The sequence below is a fragment of the Enterobacter sp. UPMP2061 genome (assembly GCF_053709615.1).
This window is the reverse complement of the sequence record NZ_JBSKJP010000001.1, coordinates 477,939-495,904: the sequence shown is the minus strand read 5'-3', so window position 1 is coordinate 495,904 and position 17,966 is coordinate 477,939. Positions and strand designations below refer to the sequence as shown.

Annotated in this window: 17 protein-coding genes; 7 read left to right on the top strand and 10 right to left on the bottom strand. The window is 58.0% G+C overall.

The window, feature by feature from the left end:
* Positions 1–11: 11 nt before the first annotated feature.
* Positions 12–488 (top strand): kinase inhibitor, encoded by a 477-nt coding sequence (locus ACWKXX_RS02395; RefSeq protein WP_003858531.1) that lies wholly within the window; start codon positions 12–14, stop codon positions 486–488.
* A gap of 103 nt (positions 489–591) precedes the next feature.
* On the opposite strand, the gene hutH is transcribed toward ACWKXX_RS02395, so the two are convergent.
* The 5 genes from hutH to hutI all read right to left on the bottom strand — a co-directional run bounded on the left by hutH (position 592) and on the right by hutI (position 6,837).
* Positions 592–2,112 (bottom strand): histidine ammonia-lyase, encoded by a 1,521-nt coding sequence (gene hutH, locus ACWKXX_RS02390; RefSeq protein ID WP_015571090.1) that lies wholly within the window; start codon positions 2,110–2,112, stop codon positions 592–594.
* Positions 2,109–3,797 carry a urocanate hydratase gene (hutU, locus tag ACWKXX_RS02385; protein ID WP_003858533.1) on the bottom strand — a complete coding sequence of 563 codons (1,689 nt, stop codon included), beginning with the start codon at positions 3,795–3,797 and terminating at the stop codon, positions 2,109–2,111. The genes hutH and hutU overlap by 4 nt, the downstream gene beginning before the upstream one ends.
* A 127-nt stretch (positions 3,798–3,924) precedes the next feature.
* Positions 3,925–4,659 (bottom strand): histidine utilization repressor, encoded by a 735-nt coding sequence (locus tag ACWKXX_RS02380; protein WP_017694120.1) that lies wholly within the window; start codon positions 4,657–4,659, stop codon positions 3,925–3,927.
* Between the two features lie 19 nt (positions 4,660–4,678).
* Positions 4,679–5,617 (bottom strand): formimidoylglutamase, encoded by a 939-nt coding sequence (gene hutG / locus ACWKXX_RS02375; RefSeq protein WP_261666359.1) that lies wholly within the window; start codon positions 5,615–5,617, stop codon positions 4,679–4,681.
* Positions 5,614–6,837, bottom strand: coding sequence for an imidazolonepropionase (gene hutI, locus ACWKXX_RS02370; RefSeq protein ID WP_261666360.1), 1,224 nt, complete (start codon positions 6,835–6,837; stop codon positions 5,614–5,616). The genes hutG and hutI overlap by 4 nt, the downstream gene beginning before the upstream one ends.
* 223 nt (positions 6,838–7,060) lie before the next feature.
* On the opposite strand from hutI, the gene ACWKXX_RS02365 reads away from it, so the two are divergent.
* Positions 7,061–8,344: a putative acyl-CoA thioester hydrolase gene (locus ACWKXX_RS02365; protein ID WP_017384948.1), complete on the top strand. Its 1,284-nt coding sequence runs from the start codon at positions 7,061–7,063 to the stop codon at positions 8,342–8,344.
* 103 nt (positions 8,345–8,447) lie between these two features.
* Here ACWKXX_RS02365 and pgl read toward each other — a convergent pair whose 3' ends face one another.
* Positions 8,448–9,443 carry a 6-phosphogluconolactonase gene (gene pgl / locus ACWKXX_RS02360; RefSeq protein ID WP_015571095.1) on the bottom strand — a complete coding sequence of 332 codons (996 nt, stop codon included), beginning with the start codon at positions 9,441–9,443 and terminating at the stop codon, positions 8,448–8,450.
* Between the two features lie 119 nt (positions 9,444–9,562).
* Between pgl and ACWKXX_RS02355 the strand changes: the two genes are divergently transcribed.
* Complete coding sequence (locus ACWKXX_RS02355) at positions 9,563–10,381, top strand: pyridoxal phosphatase (protein WP_260673301.1); 819 nt, start codon at positions 9,563–9,565, stop codon at positions 10,379–10,381.
* Here the strand turns inward: ACWKXX_RS02355 and modC are convergent, their stop codons facing one another.
* The 4 genes from modC to ACWKXX_RS02335 form a co-directional block, all read right to left on the bottom strand.
* Positions 10,382–11,440 (bottom strand): molybdenum ABC transporter ATP-binding protein ModC, encoded by a 1,059-nt coding sequence (gene modC, locus ACWKXX_RS02350; RefSeq protein ID WP_017694124.1) that lies wholly within the window; start codon positions 11,438–11,440, stop codon positions 10,382–10,384.
* Positions 11,440–12,132, bottom strand: a complete 693-nt coding sequence (modB, locus tag ACWKXX_RS02345; protein ID WP_003858545.1) for a molybdate ABC transporter permease subunit — start codon at positions 12,130–12,132, stop codon at positions 11,440–11,442. The genes modC and modB overlap by 1 nt, the downstream gene beginning before the upstream one ends.
* Positions 12,129–12,905, bottom strand: a complete 777-nt coding sequence (gene modA, locus ACWKXX_RS02340) for a molybdate ABC transporter substrate-binding protein (protein ID WP_047741160.1) — start codon at positions 12,903–12,905, stop codon at positions 12,129–12,131. Before modA ends, modB begins: the two co-directional genes overlap by 4 nt.
* 178 nt (positions 12,906–13,083) lie before the next feature.
* Positions 13,084–13,236: an AcrZ family multidrug efflux pump-associated protein gene (locus tag ACWKXX_RS02335; RefSeq protein ID WP_003858549.1), complete on the bottom strand. Its 153-nt coding sequence runs from the start codon at positions 13,234–13,236 to the stop codon at positions 13,084–13,086.
* Between the two features lie 127 nt (positions 13,237–13,363).
* Here ACWKXX_RS02335 and modE point away from each other — a divergent pair, with 127 nt between their 5' ends.
* From modE to galT, 4 genes are all read left to right on the top strand, one after another.
* Complete coding sequence (gene modE / locus ACWKXX_RS02330) at positions 13,364–14,152, top strand: molybdenum-dependent transcriptional regulator (protein ID WP_015571099.1); 789 nt, start codon at positions 13,364–13,366, stop codon at positions 14,150–14,152.
* A 67-nt stretch (positions 14,153–14,219) separates the two neighbouring features.
* Positions 14,220–15,692 carry a molybdate ABC transporter ATP-binding protein ModF gene (gene modF / locus ACWKXX_RS02325; protein ID WP_261666361.1) on the top strand — a complete coding sequence of 491 codons (1,473 nt, stop codon included), beginning with the start codon at positions 14,220–14,222 and terminating at the stop codon, positions 15,690–15,692.
* A 201-nt stretch (positions 15,693–15,893) separates the two neighbouring features.
* Positions 15,894–16,910, top strand: coding sequence for a UDP-glucose 4-epimerase GalE (gene galE / locus ACWKXX_RS02320; RefSeq protein WP_003858554.1), 1,017 nt, complete (start codon positions 15,894–15,896; stop codon positions 16,908–16,910).
* Positions 16,911–16,919: 9 nt separating this feature from the next.
* Positions 16,920–17,966, top strand: coding sequence for a galactose-1-phosphate uridylyltransferase (gene galT / locus ACWKXX_RS02315; RefSeq protein ID WP_017384954.1), 1,047 nt, complete (start codon positions 16,920–16,922; stop codon positions 17,964–17,966).

The following is a 17,966-nucleotide window of genomic DNA, read 5'->3' as shown; positions in this document are numbered from 1 at the left end:
AGGGAAATCGGATGAAAATCATCAGTAAAGATTTGCGCGACGGCGAAAAGCTGCCGGAACGTCACGTGTTTAACGGGATGGGTTATCAGGGGGATAATATCTCTCCCCATCTGGCGTGGGACGATGTGCCAGCGGGAACCAAAAGTTTTGTCGTGACCTGCTACGATCCGGATGCGCCAACCGGGTCGGGCTGGTGGCACTGGATCGTGGCAAACCTGCCCGCCGACACGCGCGTGCTGCCGCAGGGCTCCGGTTCCGATCTGGTTGCTCTGCCTGACGGTGCGATTCAGACGCGCACTGACTTTGGCAAAGCGGGCTACGGCGGCGCGGCGCCGCCAAAAGGGGAAACGCACCGCTATATCTTCACCGTGCACGCGCTGGATGTGGACAAGATTGAGGTCGACGAAGGGGCGAGCGGCGCGATGGTAGGCTTTAACGTGCATTTCCATTCGCTGGGTAGCGCGTCGATTACGGCGATGTATTCGTAATCGTGCGGGCTGATGCCCTCACCCCGGCCCTCTCCCACAGGGAGAGGGAGAAAACCTAACAATTCCCTCTCCCTGTGGGAGAGGGTTAGGGTGAGGGTAAAAATCACAGCACCGAAGGTAACAGCCCCACCAGCCGTCCTTCTTCCAGAAGTTGCATTGCCTTATCAATATCCGGCGCAAAGAAGCGGTCGTCATCGTAGTGCGTAACGTGCTCGCGCAGTTCCTGGCGCGCCTGCTCCAGCAGTGGGCTGGATTTTAACCCTTCGCGCAAATCAATACCCTGACACGCCGCCAGCCACTCCACCGCCAGCACGCCGCGGGTGTTAGAGGCCATCTCCCAGAGGCGACGCCCGGCAGCCGGGGCCATCGAAACGTGATCTTCCTGGTTGGCTGAGGTTGGCAGGCTGTCCACGCTGTGCGGATGCGACAGGGCTTTGTTCTCGCTTGCCAGTGCCGCGGCGGTGACCTGGGCTATCATGAAGCCCGAGTTCACGCCGCCGTTGCGCACCAGGAATGGCGGTAGCTGGGACATGTGCTTATCCATCATCAGCGCGATTCGACGCTCAGACAGCGCCCCGATTTCGGCAATCGCCAGGGCGATATTATCTGCGGCCATCGCCACCGGCTCGGCGTGGAAGTTACCGCCAGAAACCACCTCATTTTCCTGAGCAAATACCAGTGGGTTATCGGACACCGCATTGGCTTCGACCAGCAGCACTTCTGCCGCCTGGCGCAGCTGCGTCAGGCATGCGCCCATCACCTGCGGCTGGCAGCGCAGGGAATACGGATCCTGCACCTTCTCACAGTTGTGATGCGAATCGGCAATGTCGCTGGTATCGGTAAGTACGTGGCGGTACATGGCAGCGGCATCAATCTGCCCGCGCTGGCCGCGCACCTCGTGGATGCGGGCATCGAACGGACGACGCGAGCCGAGCACCGCCTCAGTGGTCAGTGCACCGCACACCACCGCCGAGGCGAACAGATCTTCCGCTTCAAACAGACCGCGCAGCGCGAAAGCGGTCGACGCCTGCGTGCCGTTGAGCAGCGCCAGCCCCTCTTTTGCCGCGAGGGTGATCGGCGTTAAGCCAGCTTTTTTCAGCGCCTCTTTCGCAGGCAGCCACTCCCCTTGCCAGCGCGCCTGGCCTTCACCCAGCAGGAGCAGCGACATATGCGCCAGCGGCGCCAGATCGCCGGAGGCGCCGACGGAGCCCTTCGCCGGGATCCACGGATAAACTTCCGCATTGACCAGCGCCATCAGCGCCTGGATCACGCTCAGACGAATGCCGGAAAACCCACGCGCCAGGCTGTTGATTTTCAACACCATCATCAGGCGGACGATCTCATCGTCCAGCGGCTGGCCAACCCCCGCCGCGTGCGACAGCACCAGCGAACGCTGTAAATTCTCCAGATCGTGCGTGGCGATGCGGGTCTGCGCCAGCAGGCCAAACCCGGTATTGATGCCGTAGGCGGTGCGCCCCTCCGCCACAATCGCCTCCACGCAGGCCACGCTGTCGTTAATGGCACGGTGGGCGCTTTCATCAAGGGAGAGTGTCACCGGCTGACGCCAGACGTGACGCAGCTGTTTGAGCGTCAGCGAGCCGGGAGTAAGTGTTAACGCGTTCATGCAGGCTTTCCTTGTGTGGCGGGGATCATCGGCAGGTTCAGGCCCTGCTCTTTGGCACAATCAATGGCAATCTCGTAACCCGCATCCGCGTGACGCATCACGCCGGTTGCCGGGTCGTTGTGCAGCACGCGAGCGATACGCGCGGCCGCTTCATCAGTTCCGTCACAGACGATGACCATCCCGGAGTGCTGGGAGAAGCCCATCCCGACGCCGCCGCCGTGGTGCAGCGACACCCAGGTCGCGCCGCTGGCGGTGTTCAGCAGGGCATTCAGCAGCGGCCAGTCGGAGACCGCATCCGAGCCGTCGCGCATGGCTTCGGTTTCACGGTTCGGACTGGCGACAGAGCCGGAGTCCAGGTGGTCGCGGCCAATGACGATCGGCGCGGAGACTTCGCCGCTGCGCACCATTTCGTTAAAGGCGAGGCCGAGTTTTTGCCGCCACTCCAGCCCGACCCAGCAGATACGCGCCGGCAGGCCCTGGAAGTTAATGCGTTCGCGCGCCATATCCAGCCAGCGATGCAGGTGTTCGTCATCGGCGACAATCTCTTTCACTCTGGCGTCGGTTTTGTAGATATCCTCCGGGTCGCCGGACAGGGCAACCCAGCGGAACGGCCCGATGCCGCGGCAGAACAGAGGACGAATATAGGCGGGCACGAAGCCGGGGAAGTCAAAGGCGTTATTCACCCCCATCTCTTTCGCCATCTGGCGGATGTTATTCCCGTAATCAAAGGTCGGAATACCCATCTTACTGAAGGCCAGCATCGCGGAGACGTGTTCCGCCATGGCGCGTTTAGCCGCCAGTACCGTGCCCTCAGGATCGGTTTCCGCTTTTTGCTGGTAGTCTTCCCACGTCCAGCCTTTTGGCAGATAGCCGTGGAGCGGATCGTGAGCGCTGGTCTGGTCGGTGACCAGATCCGGACGCACGCCGCGCGCCACCAGTTCCGGCAGAATATCCGCCGCGTTGCCGCACAGGGCAACCGACACGGCTTTGCCTTCAGCGGTGTACTTTTTGATGCGCGCCAGCGCGTCATCGAGGTTGTCGGCCTGTTCATCAACATAGCGGGTACGCAGACGGAAATCGATGCGGCTCTGCTGGCACTCAATGTTCAGGGAGCACGCGCCCGCCAGCGTCGCGGCCAGCGGCTGCGCGCCGCCCATGCCGCCCAGTCCGGCGGTGAGCACCCAGCGGCCTTTCAGTGATCCGTTATAGTGCTGACGGCCCGCTTCCACGAAGGTTTCATACGTGCCCTGCACAATCCCCTGGCTGCCGATGTAGATCCAGCTACCCGCGGTCATCTGGCCGTACATGGCCAGCCCTTTTGCGTCCAGCTCGTTGAAGTGTTCCCACGTCGCCCAGTGCGGCACCAGGTTGGAGTTGGCAATCAGCACGCGGGGCGCATTTTTATGGGTTTTGAATACGCCAACCGGTTTGCCGGATTGCACCAGCAGCGTTTCGTCGTTTTCGAGATTCGTCAAAGACTCAACAATCGCGTCATAGCACGCCCAGTTGCGCGCGGCGCGGCCAATGCCGCCGTAGACCACCAGCTCGTGGGGATTTTCTGCTACCTCAGGATCAAGGTTGTTCATCAACATGCGCAGCGGTGCTTCGGTGAGCCAGCTTTTTGCGGTGAGCGTGGTGCCGCGCGCGGCGCGGACATCCTGCTTGCGGTATTTATCTGACGACATTGTGTGTTCCTCATAAGGGCCAGGTGATGCATTTAGATATACTTGTATAGACAAGCACACACAAGGTCGGATTTAACAAAAAAGATACAATTTTGCTATATTGCGTTAGCGATCACGCTTATAAAACTTATGACATAAAGTGGCCCTGCAACCGGTAGCGATTCCCCGGGAATAGCAGCTTCGCATGCGACACAATTTGCGAGGACGACCAGGTACGACGGCGGATCAGCAGACAGGGATCGTGCTCTTTAATACGCAACAGCACGCACTCCTGCGGCGTGGCGCGCACGGCTTCCACGATATGCTCCCCTTCCGTCAGCGGGGCGACGAGCGAGAGATACGCATGCGGTGTGGTTTGGGTGTAATCCTGGCTCAGGTAATCCGGTATCCGCTCCGCGTTGACGCAGCGATCTTCAATCTGGACCGGAATGTCGTTCTCATAATGCACCATCACCGAATGGAAAATCCGGGTGCCCTCGGTAACGTTCAGCTCGATGGCCTGTTCGGCGCTGGCCTGCGTCTCTTCAAGCACCAGCACCTCGCAGTGGTGCTGATGGTTGCGGGCGGCAATTTCATCGGCAATGCTGCGGATTTCAAACAGCGCCGACTGTCCTTTTGGCTCGGCGACAAAGGTTCCGACACCCTGCAAACGCACCAGCAACCCTTCATCGGTCAGTTCACGCAGTGCGCGGTTGATGGTCATTCGGCTAAAGCCAAACTGCGCCACCAGCTCGGCCTCGGACGGAATGCGGTCGTGCGGGCGCCAGACGCCGGCGGCGATTTTTTCGCTGATCGCCTGCTTCACCTTTTCGTAAAAAGGCGCGGGAGGGCTCGGCTGCGGCAGGGGCGAGCGTGAAAACATCATGACTCCTTGAATGTTGTTATGCCCACCAGTGAGCAATTTGCCAGGCCAGTCGGGCGGCGAGCTTAGCGCCCTGTCCGTCCCGATCGTAGTGCGGATTAAATTCCACCAGATCCGCCGCCTGTAGTTTACCGCTTCGGCAGATACGCTCAATCACCGGGAACAGATCCAGCGCCGGGATCCCCAACGCCGCAGGGGCGGACACGGCGGGCATTTCTGCGGCAGGCAACACATCAAGGTCAACGGTGAGATAAACCCGGTCTGCCTGCGCAAGCACGCTATCCAGCGCGGATAGCGCATCCCGGCGAAAATCGAGATCTTCAACCAGCGTCACGTTCAACCGCTCAGCTTCCTCCCACAGCGCCTGAGTATTCGCCGCACGGCTTACCCCCAGGCAGGCGTAGTGAAACACCCGCGACTGAGACGCGCAGTAGTGCGCCAGCTGGCGGAACGGCGTGCCGGACGTTGCCCGTTCGGCCTTGCGTAAATCGAGGTGCGCATCCAGGTTGATCACCGCAAGGCGATCGTTCGGAAAGGCGTCCAGCACGCCGCGCCCGTGCGCCCAGGCGGTTTCATGTCCACCGCCGAAAACCAGAGTACGCATCCCGGATTGCTGGCACGCGGTTATGGCCTCGCTCAGCGCCTGCTGTGCCGCCTCCAGCGCGTGGCCTTCAACATAAATAGCGCCCATATCCACGAGGCGCGCATGCCCCTGATGGCTCGCCATATTCGCCAGCGCGCCACGCAACACATCGGGCGCCTGTGCAGCACCGGGCCTGCCCTGGTTACGCTTAACACCTTCATCACATTCAAAGCCCAGCAGGGCGATGCCTGACGGCGCGGGAGAAAAGTCTTCGCGCTGCTGTATGGTCTGGAAGAGACGTTTCGCGGTGCTGGACTCGGCGCTGTCGTCACGACCCTGCCAGACCTGCGGAGAGACGGGATGCCACAGTTTCATGCTACCTGCCCCCGAAACACGCGTTGATACAAAGGATTCCGCCCCGGCTCGTAAACCATCTCAACCGGATGATTCGCCTCCCAGACGACGAAATCAGCCACATAACCTGGCTTTAACTGCCCGTGCGTCGCACCACGTCCTAGCGCCTGCGCCGCATGCCGCGTCACGCCAGCCCAGGCCTCTTCCGGCGTGAGGCCAAACTGGACGCAGGCCATGTTCATTGCCAGATGCAGGCTGGCAAACGGGCTGGTGCCCGGATTGTAGTCGGTAGCCACCGCCATCGGCACGCCCTGCTCTCTCAGCTGCGCCACCGGTGGACGCTGGCGCTCCTGAAGAAAATAGAACGCGCCGGGGAGCAATACCGCCACCGTGCCGCTTTGCGCCATCGCCTGAATACCTGAATCATCGAGATACTCAATATGATCGGCCGACAGCCCTTTATACTGGCTGACCAGCGCCGCGCCGCCGAGATTCGACAGTTGTTCTACATGCCCTTTTACCGGGATCCCGAGCGCGGCGGCGGCCCGGAACAGGCGCTCGGTTTGCGCCGGGGTAAAGCCGACGTTTTCACAAAACACGTCCACCGCTTCAAATAACTCTTTTTGCCACAGCGTGGGCATGATCTGCTCACAGACCAGCGCCAGATAGGCATCCGGATCCTGTCGGTACTCGGCAGGAACGGCGTGCGCGGCCAGCAGCGTCGGGCTGATATCGACCAGATTATTCAGGCTGAGCTGGCGGGCAACCAGCAGCATTTTCTCTTCGGCTTCGGCATTCAGTCCGTATCCCGATTTGATTTCAACGGTCGTTACGCCTTCATTCATCAGCCGCTGGAGTCGCTGCTGCGCCACCGTCAGGAGCGTTTCCGGCGAACTGTTGCGGGTGGCCGTGACCGTGGCGTTAATTCCGCCGCCCTGCGCGCTAATGGTCTGATATGACACGCCGTTAAGCCGTTGCTCCCATTCCGCTGCGCGATCGCCGCCGAACACCAGATGGGTGTGGCAATCGATCAGGCCGGGGGTAACCAGACGCCCGTCGAGATCGACACACTGACGATGCCCGGAGGGGATCTCGGATTCAGGAACAATGGCCAGAATCGTCTGGCCGCGCACAACGAGGGCATGTTGTTCTCTCAGGCCGTAGGGCTCCGCCTCACCTGTCGCCAGGGTTGCCAGTCGCGCATTTCGCCATATCACATCATCGGGATGAAGCTGCTGCATGTGCCTTCCACTTGTCATGGGTTGTATAGACATTTATTTTCATCTGCCGCCTGCTGTCAACCGCATTGGGGGAAAATGTTATTTATTTGTGATGACTTTCCCGTCGCCTGCGGGCAAAAATGCAACTTTTCCGGTTTTTATCTTCCCGTTTCGCTCAACTTAGTATAAAAAAGCAGGCTATTTCGTCTATCCAGATAAGACTTGCATACCCAGGAGCATTACCTTGAATATTTCCAGGATTTCCCGTCTGGCGTTGGCACTCGCCTTTGGCGTGACTTTATCCGCTTGCAGTTCAACACCACCGGATCAGCAACCTTCTGAGCAGGTTGCTCCGGGCACCGCTTCCCGTCCGATCCTGTCAGCGGCTGAAGCGAAGAACTTCACCCGTGCGCACTATTTCTCGGCGATGGATCCCAATGCAGCCCCGTGGACGCCTTCTTCTATTAACCTGCCGAAACAGCCAGACTTCGTTGTCGGCCCGGCCGGGGCAGAGGGCGTTACACACACCTCTATTCAGGCAGCCGTTGATGCCGCAATTACCAAACACAGCGCATCTCGTCAGTACATTGCCATCCTGCCGGGTGAATACGAAGGAACCGTTTATGTTCCGGCGGCACCGGGAAGCATTACGCTTTACGGCTTGGGCGAAAAAGCGGTCGACGTAAAAATTGGCCTGGCGATTGATTCAGAGATCGACAGCACCACCTGGCGCCATCTGGTGAACCCGGCCGGTAAATACATGCCAGGTAAACCGGCGTGGTATATGTTTGATAACTGCCAGCGCAAGCGTGCCGCCACCATTGGCGTGATGTGTTCAGCGGTATTCTGGTCACAGAACAATGGCCTGCAATTGCAGAACCTGACCATTCAGAACACCCTGGGCGACAGCGTTGACGCAGGTAATCATCAGGCCGTGGCGCTGCGTAGCGATGGCGACAAGGTACAGATTAACAACGTCAATATCCTGGGCCGCCAGAACACCTTCTTCGTGACCAACAGCGGCGTGCAGAATACCCTTCAGAACAACCGTCTGACGCGTACTCTGGTCACCAACAGCTACATTGAAGGCGACGTGGATATGGTCTCTGGCCGCGGCGCGGTGGTATTTGATAACACCGACTTCCGCGTGGTGAATTCACGTACGCAGCAGGAAGGTTACGTCTTTGCCCCGGCCACGCAGTCTAACCTGTTCTATGGCTTCCTGGCCGTGAATAGCCGCTTTACTGCTGCTGGCGATGGCGTGGCGCAGCTTGGTCGCTCGCTGGACGTGGACTCCGCCACTAACGGCCAGGTCGTGATCCGCGACAGCGTGATTAACGAAGGCTTTAACATGGCAAAACCGTGGGCGGATGCGGCGATCTCGAAACGTCCTTTCTCCGGCAACACCGGCACGGTGGATGATAAAGACAATGTGCAGCGTAACCTGAACGACGCTAACTTTAACCGCATGTGGGAATACAACAACCGCGGTCTGGGTAGCAAAGTGGTTGCTGAGCCGAAGCAGTAAAATGCCTGCTGCCGGGTGGCGGCTGCGCCTTACCCGGCCTACCTCATGCATTAACCGCGCATAAAAAAAACCTCGCATTTGCGAGGTTTTTTTCGTCTACGGATCAATGAGCGTTAATCACAACCCACATCGGCCCTTGTCCGACCGCATAGCGTCCTTTCTCTTCCAGTAGACCCTGCACGCCCTGGATTTCATAGAGCGCAATGTGGTGGGATTTCTGCCCCGCCGCAATCAGGTATTTGCCGCTGTGATCGACATTAAAGCCGCGCGGCTGGGTTTCTGTCGGCTGGAAGCCTTCAACTGCCAGAACGCTGCCGTCTTCAGAGACGCTGAAGATGGTGATCAGACTGGAGGTACGGTCACAGGCATACAGGTGACGGCCATCCGGCGTAATGTGAATGTCTGCCGCCCAGCGTGTGTCGGAGAAATCAGATGGCATCATGTCCAGCGTCTGTACGCACTCGATCTGTCCATTAGGATCGTTCAGTTCCCACACGTCTACCGAGCTGTTCAGCTCGTTAACGACATAGGCATACTGCTGATTCGGGTGGAAGACCATGTGGCGCGGGCCTGCGCCTTCCACGGTGGTGACTTCCGCCGGGCTCTGCGCGACCAGATGGCCGTCATCGCTCAGGGTGAACAGGCAGATGCGGTCCTGCTTAAGCGCTGGCACCCACAGCGTGCGGTTATCCGGCGAAATGTTGGCGGAGTGGCAACCTTCTAGCCCTTCTACCACGTCGACGGTTTCAACGGGAATACCGTCTTCCAGGCGGGTGACGCTCACGCAGCCTGCATTGTAGGAGCCGCTGAAGATAAAGTTGCCTTTATGGTCAGTGGAAATATGGGTCGGGCTGCCCGGCAGCGGGGCTTCTGCGGTATAGGTCAGCGCGCCGTCATCCGGGGAGATACGGTATGCCAGTACGCGGAATTCCGGGCGTACGCCGACATAAAGAAAACGTTTATCCGGGCTGACGACCATCGGCTGCACCTGGCCTGGCACATCAACAACCTGAACCAGCGTAAGCGAACCTTCTGTATTCAAACGCCAGACATGGATCTGCTGACTTTCAGGACTGGCGGTATAAACGGTTTGTTTCATGAATACTCCTGATTATTTTTAACGGTGAATGCTGAATTGTAGTCCGGGATTTTGCAGGGTTCCGCTCTCGGTGTACCATCCCGACAGACCTTAAATTCAACATTAACCCGGAAGAAAAAATGACCTCGCGAGTGATTGCCCTGGATTTAGACGGAACACTGCTTACCCCTCAGAAAACCCTGCTCCCCTCTTCTCTTGAGGCCCTCAAACGAGCCCAGGAAGCGGGGTATCAACTTCTCATCGTAACGGGTCGACATCACGTAGCCATTCATCCTTTTTATCAGGCACTGGGCTTAGATACACCTGCAATTTGTTGTAATGGCACCTATTTGTATGATTATCAGGCAAAAAAGGTTTTAGCCTCCGATCCGCTTCCCGTTACGCAGGCGCTGCAATTGATTGATTTACTGGATGAGCATGCCATTCACGGCCTGATGTATGTGGACAACGCCATGGTGTATGAACGCCCTACCGGCCATGTGATCCGCACCAGCAACTGGGCTCTGTCTCTGCCGGAAGCGCAGCGTCCGGAGTTCACTCAGGTTTCCTCCCTGCGCCAGGCGGCGGAAGACGTCGACGCAATCTGGAAATTTGCCCTGACCGATGAAGACACCGCCAAACTGAATACCTTCGCAAAACATGTCGAGCATACGCTGGGTCTGGAATGTGAATGGTCCTGGCACGATCAGGTGGATATCGCCCGCAAAGGCAACAGCAAAGGAAAGCGTCTGACCCAGTTCGTCGAATCGCAGGGCGGATCAATGCAGGACGTAATTGCCTTCGGCGATAACTATAACGACATCAGCATGCTGGAAGCGTCCGGAACGGGCGTGGCGATGGGTAATGCCGATGACGCGGTGAAAGCGCGCGCTGACGTGGTGATTGGCGATAACACCACCGACAGCATCGCGCAATATATTTATACCCACCTGCTGTAATCAGGCGGTTATGGAAACGCTCTTGATTTGCGCGTAAAGCCACAGGCCAGGCTTGATGCCCAGCTCATCCCTGGCCCACGGGCTGATGCGCGCCCACAGCGTTCTGTTGCCTACTTCCAGCTGCACTTCCACCTGGCCGTTATCATCAAAACACTGCGCCACTTTTGCGCGCAAAATATTGCGGATACTGGTTTGCAGCGGCGGTTGCAGGACCAGGGAGACATCCGACGCCTGAATGCGGATCCGTAACGTGGACTGAATCGGCGTATCGATTTTATTCACCCACAAATGCTGATCGCCCAGCGCCAGCGCGGTCATCGCGTAGTGCGGATGGTGCTCCAGCACGCTCACCTTCAGAATGCTGCTCTGCTGCTCCTTTGGCAGCCATGGATGCATAACGCTGCTGCCCCACACCTCCTCCAGATTGCCGAATGCCTTCACCCTGCCCGCTTCCAGCACCAGCACTTTGTCGGCCAGATGTAAGATCTCATCCAGCGAATGGCTGACGTAGAGCATTGGCACATTGATTTCCCGCGCCAGACGTTGCAGATACGGCAGCAGCTCGCGCTTGCGCGGAATATCCAGCGAGGCCAGCGGCTCATCCAGCAGCAACAGTTCCGGCGCGGTTAACAGGGCGCGGCCAATCGCCACGCGCTGTTTTTCACCACCCGACAGCGACGACGGCAGACGATCCAGCAGCGGTTCGATGCCCAGCAGCGCCACCAGCTTATCGAACTGTCCGGCCATGTTTTTTGCCATGCCGTAACGCAGGTTCCCGCGAACGCTGTAGTGCGGAAACAGGCGCGCATCCTGAAACACATAGCCGATACGGCGTTTGTCCGGTGACAGGCAGACCTTCTTCTCCGCGTCATTTAAGACGCGGTTATTTAGCACAATACGGCCAGACTGGGGACGCGTCAGGCCGCTAATCGCATTAATCAGCGACGTTTTCCCCGCCCCGGACACGCCAAAAATGGCGGTGATACCGCTGGCAGGCAGCGTTTCGTTCAGCGTCAGGGTGTGGCTGCCCAGGGTTTGCGTAAAGTTGAGTTCCAGCATCACGATTTCCCCATCCGTTCACGGCTGAGGCGCGCCAGCCACTCAGATACCAGCAGCGAGACCAGAGCGAGCACAATCGAAATAATACACAGCCGGGCCGCCGCACCTTCGCCGCCCGGGGTCTGAATCAGGGTATACATGGCCGACGGGATGGTCCGCGTCTCGCCGGGAATGTTCGACACAAAGGTGATGGTCGCGCCAAACTCACCCAACGAGCGGGCGAAGGCTAACACCGTACCGACGATAATGCCCGGTAACGTGAGCGGAAGCGTAATGGTCAGGAATACCCGCCAGCGGCCTGCGCCCAGCGTGCGGGCGGCCTGTTCTAACCGGATATCTACCCCTTCCAGCGCCAGGCGGATAGCGCGCACCATCAGCGGGAAGGACATTACTGCCGCGGCCAGAACCGCGCCGCGCCAGCTGAAAGCAAAGGTCAGTCCGAACCAGTCGTACAGCCATTCGCCGATAAAACCGCGCCGCCCCATGGAGATCAGCAGCAGATATCCGACCACCACAGGCGGTAAGACAAGCGGAAGATGGAGAACACTGTCGAGCAGGGCTTTGCCTGGAAACTTCACGCGAACCAGTAACCAGGCAAAGAACACCCCAAAGGGCAAACTCAGCGCAACCGCCAGGGAAGAGACTTTCAGGCTCAGCAGCACGGCCTGCCATTCAGGTTCGGTCAATATCATTCGTGAGTCGTAAATCCGTAACGTTTAAAGATCGCGGACGCTTCCGGCCCCTTCAGGTAGTCAACAAAGGCCGTCACGGTCGCATTTTTATGTCCATCAACTATCGCAACAGGATATTCTACTTTCTTATGCGAGTCTTCCGGGAAGGTGCCCACCACCTTCACACCTTTACTGGCGACGGCATCGGAGCCGTAAACGATCCCGAGTGGCGCTTCGTTACGCTCCACCAGCGCCAGCGCGCCACGCACATCTTCTGCGGGAGCCAGCTTCGGCGATAAGGTCTCCCATGCACCCAGTTTTTGTAGCGCTTCTTTCGCATAAATCCCGGCAGGAACATGCTCCGGATCGCCTACCGCCAGACGGCCACCGTTGAGCAGACGGGTCCAGTCCGTCTGTTTGTTGATGGCGATGTCGTCCTGCTTGCTGTTTGTGGGCGCGACCACCACCAGGCTATTTCCCAGCAGCGTTTCGCGGGTAGCCGTATCAACAGATTTTTTCTCCACCGCGTAATCCATCCATTTCTGATCGGCAGAGATGAACAGATCCGCGGGTGCCCCCGCTTCAATCTGGCGGGCCAGCGTGGACGAGGAGGCAAACGACGAGACCACCTCGACGTTTTTCTCTTTTTTGTATACCGCAGCAATATCCTGCATCGCGTTAGTCAGCGACGCCGCCGCAAAGACCGTGATTTTTCCTTCATCCGCCAGCGCGTGGCCGGTGAGTGAGAGAGTCAGCGTTGCCCCTGCGAAAAGGCGTACCCATGAACGTGCCATTTGAAGCTCCTGTGCGTATCGTTATATACAAATAAATATAACGACATATCGCAGGTGTTCCTAGCGCTAAATCGTACCCATTAATGCGTAAACTCAAGGAACGTTGTAAAAGATATCGGCGGGAAAGGAATAAACTTGAGAGCAAAACGCCCGGGCTGGCCGGGCGTTTTGGAGGAAATCATTGCTGCTTTTTAGGCTGGTCACGACGATGACCAATGTTCGAAAAGACGTTGAACACTTCACCCAGGCCGTAGATGGCACCGAGGATGATAGCCATCACTACTGGCACCATGATTACCGCGAATACCAGACTTTTCAACAATTCTAACATGGTTTTCTCCAGATCTTGTGAACGGCTTATTCTACCCTGAAAAGCAAGAAAAACATCCCCTTTTGTGCGGTGCGCTTTCCGCCCCCGGGCATTTGGGTCACAATAGCCTTTTTGCCGGGACACTGTTATGCAGGCCGAAATTCTCCTCACACTACGACTTCAGCAGAAGCTTTTCGCCGATCCGCGACGCATCGCCCTGTTAAAACAAATAGAACAAACTGGCTCGATTAGCCAGGGAGCCAAAAACGCCGGCATCAGCTATAAAAGCGCCTGGGATGCGATTAACGACATGAACACCCTGAGCGAACACACGCTGGTTGAGCGCGCCACCGGCGGGAAAGGCGGCGGCGGCGCCGTGTTGACGCGTTACGGGCAACGTCTGATCCAGCTCTACGATTTACTGGCGCAGATCCAGCAAAAAGCATTTGATGTGCTGAGCGATGACGACAACCTGCCGCTGGACAGCCTGCTGGGCGCCATCTCCCGTTTCTCTTTGCAGACCAGCGCCCGCAACCAGTGGTTTGGTACGGTGACGGGGCGCGATCATTCGCAGGTGCAGGAGCATATAGAGATTCTGCTCGCGGACGGTACGACGCGCCTGAAAGCCGCCATCACCGCGCAAAGTGGTCAACGCCTTGGGCTGAACGAAGGTCAGGAGGTGCTGGTATTACTCAAAGCGCCCTGGATCAGCATCGCACTCAACCCTGAGCAGGCCGCAGAGGCCGACAACCAGCTACGCGGGCGTATCAGCCACATCGAGCGCGGCGCAGAACAATGTGAAGTGCTGATGACCCTGCCGGATGGACAGTTGCTCTGCGCCACCGTTCCGGTGAACGACGCGACCGAATTAGACGAAGGTGCTGTGGTGACCGCATATTTCAATGCAGACAGGGTAATTATCGCCACATTATGCTAAGCGCATTGACAACCCTGCTTACACTGAGTATCCCTGACATCTGTTGCTGCAAAAAATGGGATAACACATGTCATCATTGCATATTTCGCAAGGCACGTTTCGTCTTAGTGATACCCGTACCTTATCGCTGCCAGAGTTAACCCTTCGCGCCGGAGAAAGCTGGGCGTTTGTGGGCACGAATGGCAGCGGAAAATCCGCGCTGGCCCGCGCTCTGGCAGGCGAATTAACCCAACTGAAGGGTGAACGTCGCTGCACCTTTACCCGGCTGACGCGCCTTTCCTTCGAACAGCTGCAAAAGCTGGTCAGCGATGAGTGGCAGCGTAACAATACCGATTTGCTCAGCCCCGGCGAAGAAGATACCGGCCGCACGACGGCGGAAATTATCCAGGATGAGATAAAAGATCCTGCCCGCTGTCAGCAGCTGGCGGAGCAATTTGGCATTACCGCCCTGCTTAATCGCCGCTTTAAATACCTTTCAACCGGTGAAACGCGCAAAACGCTGCTGTGTCAGGCGCTGATGAGCGAGCCGGAACTCCTGATCCTGGATGAACCGTTTGACGGACTGGATGTGCAATCCCGCGCGCAACTGGCAGCGTTGCTGGCGTCGCTTAACCAGCAGGGATACACGCTTGTGCTGGTTCTTAACCGCTTTGATGAGATCCCGGATTTCGTACATTATGCGGGCGTGCTGGCGGACTGTAGCCTGACCAAAACCGGCGAGAAAGCCGTACTGCTTCGGCAGGCGCTGATTGCGCAGCTGGCGCACAGCGAGAAACTGGACGGTATTGCCCTGCCGGAGCCGGATGCGCCTTCAGCACGCCACGGGCTGGACCCTGACCAGCCGCGCATTGTGCTGCGCGATGGGGTGGTTGCTTACGACGATCGCCCTATTCTTAATCACCTCAGCTGGACGGTTAATCCTGGTGAGCACTGGCAGATCGTCGGCCCCAACGGGGCGGGTAAATCCACGCTGCTGAGCCTGATCACCGGGGATCACCCGCAGGGATACAGCAACGATCTCACCCTGTTCGGCCGTCGCCGCGGCAGCGGGGAAACCATCTGGGATATCAAAAAGCACATCGGCTATGTCAGCAGCAGCCTGCACCTGGACTACCGGGTGAGCACCACGGTGCGAAACGTGATCCTCTCTGGCTTCTTCGACTCCATTGGTATTTATCAGGCGGTATCCGACAAGCAGCACAAGCTGGCGCAGCAGTGGCTGGATATTCTGGGTATGGATAACCGGGTCGCCGATGCGCCATTCCACAGCCTGTCGTGGGGGCAGCAGCGGCTGGCATTGATCGTCCGCGCGCTGGTCAAGCACCCTACGCTGCTGATTCTTGACGAACCGTTGCAGGGGCTGGATCCGCTCAACCGTCAGCTGATCCGCCGCTTTGTGGATGTCCTGATTAGCGAAGGTGAAACCCAGCTGCTGTTTGTGTCCCACCATGCTGAAGATGCCCCGTCCTGCATCACCCATCGGCTGGAATTTGTCCCTGACGGCGAGCAATACCGCTACCTGCTGAGCAAAATCGATTAACGCGTGGAGGGCGCTGCCCTCCGCTTTTCAGACAACCTGCAACAATACATCTCTATCTCTTTGATCTACAATGCACTCAGTCTGTGAAAAAGCGCGTGTGAAAACCAGTGTAAACGATACCACTATTTTATCCCATGTCACACTTTTCGCGTCTCTGATATGCTATGGTTAATTCATACCATAAGCCTAATGGAGCGAAATATGCGAGTTCTGGTAACAGGTGGTAGCGGTTACATAGGAAGTCATACCTGTGTGCAACTGCTGCAAAGCGGCCACGATGTCGTCATTCTTGATAACCTGTGCAACAGTAAGCGCAGCGTGCTGCCGGTCATTGAACGCCTTTCGGGTAAACAGCCGACTTTCGTGGAAGGCGACATCCGCAATGAAGCGTTGATGACTGAAATCCTTCACGATCACGCGATTGAAACCGTTATCCACTTCGCGGGCCTGAAAGCGGTTGGCGAATCGGTGGCAAAACCGCTTGAGTACTATGACAACAACGTCAACGGTACCCTGCGTCTGATCTCCGCCATGCGTGCGGCCAACGTTAAAAATTTTATCTTCAGCTCCTCCGCGACCGTCTACGGCGATCAGCCAAAAATCCCTTACGTTGAAAGCTTCCCGACCGGTACGCCGCAAAGCCCGTATGGCAAAAGCAAGCTGATGGTAGAGCAGATCCTGACCGACCTGCAAAAAGCCCAGCCTGAGTGGAGCATCGCCTTGCTGCGCTACTTCAACCCGGTCGGCGCACATCCGTCAGGTGATATGGGCGAAGATCCGCAGGGCATTCCTAATAACCTGATGCCGTATATCGCGCAGGTTGCCGTAGGGCGCCGCGATTCCCTGGCGATTTTTGGTAACGATTATCCCACCGAAGATGGCACCGGCGTGCGCGATTACATTCACGTCATGGATCTGGCCGACGGCCACGTGGCGGCGATGCAGCAGCTGGCTGATAAACCGGGCGTGCATATTTACAACCTCGGCGCCGGGATCGGCAGCAGCGTGCTGGACGTGGTGAATGCCTTCAGTAAAGCCTGCGGCAAGCCGGTGAAGTATCACTTCGCTCCCCGCCGGGATGGCGACCTCCCGGCTTACTGGGCCGATGCCACCAAAGCGGATAAAGAGCTTAACTGGCGTGTCACCCGCACGCTTGATGAAATGGCACAGGATACCTGGCACTGGCAGTCGCGCCATCCGCAAGGCTATCCAGATTAAGGATTTGTCATGACGCAATTCAATCCCGTCGATCACCCGCATCGTCGTTTTAACCCGCTCAGCGGGCAATGGATTTTAGTTTCACCGCATCGCGCCAAGCGCCCCTGGCAGGGGGCGCAAGAGACGCCTGCCAAACAGACGCTGCCGCAGCATGATCCGGACTGTTTCCTCTGCCCGGGCAATACGCGCGTGACGGGCGATAAAAACCCGGACTACCAAGGCACCTTCGTGTTTACTAACGACTTTGCCGCGCTGATGACCGATACGCCGGACGCGCCGGAAAGCCATGACCCGCTGATGCGCTGCGAAAGCGCCCGCGGCACCAGCCGCGTGATCTGCTTCTCGCCCGATCACAGCAAAACGCTGCCGGAGCTGAGCGTGGAGGCGCTGAAAGAGGTGGTCAGCACCTGGCAGGCGCAAACCGCAGAGCTGGGGCAGAGCTATCCCTGGGTGCAGGTGTTCGAAAACAAAGGCGCGGCGATGGGCTGCTCCAACCCGCATCCGCACGGTCAGATCTGGGCGAACAGCTTCCTGCCGAATGAAGCCGAGCGTGAGGACCGACTGCAAAAAGCGTATTTCGCCCAGAACGGTTCGCCGATGCTGGTGGATTACACCCAGCGTGAGCTGGCAGATGGCAGCCGTACCGTAGTGGAAACCGAGCACTGGCTTGCGGTGGTCCCTTACTGGGCGGCGTGGCCGTTTGAGACGCTGCTGCTGCCGAAGGCCCATGTTCAGCGCATTACCGAACTCAGCGACGCCCAGCGAGACGACCTTGCGCTGGCGCTGAAAAAACTGACCAGCCGCTACGACAACCTCTTCCAGTGCTCCTTCCCCTACTCCATGGGCTGGCACGGCGCGCCGTTTAACGGCGAAGAGAATCAACACTGGCAGTTACATGCACACTTCTACCCGCCGCTGCTGCGTTCTGCGACGGTACGTAAATTCATGGTGGGCTATGAAATGCTGGCGGAAACCCAGCGCGACCTGACGGCGGAACAGGCGGCAGAACGTCTGCGTGCCGTTAGCGACGTCCATTACCGCGAATCAGGAGTCTAA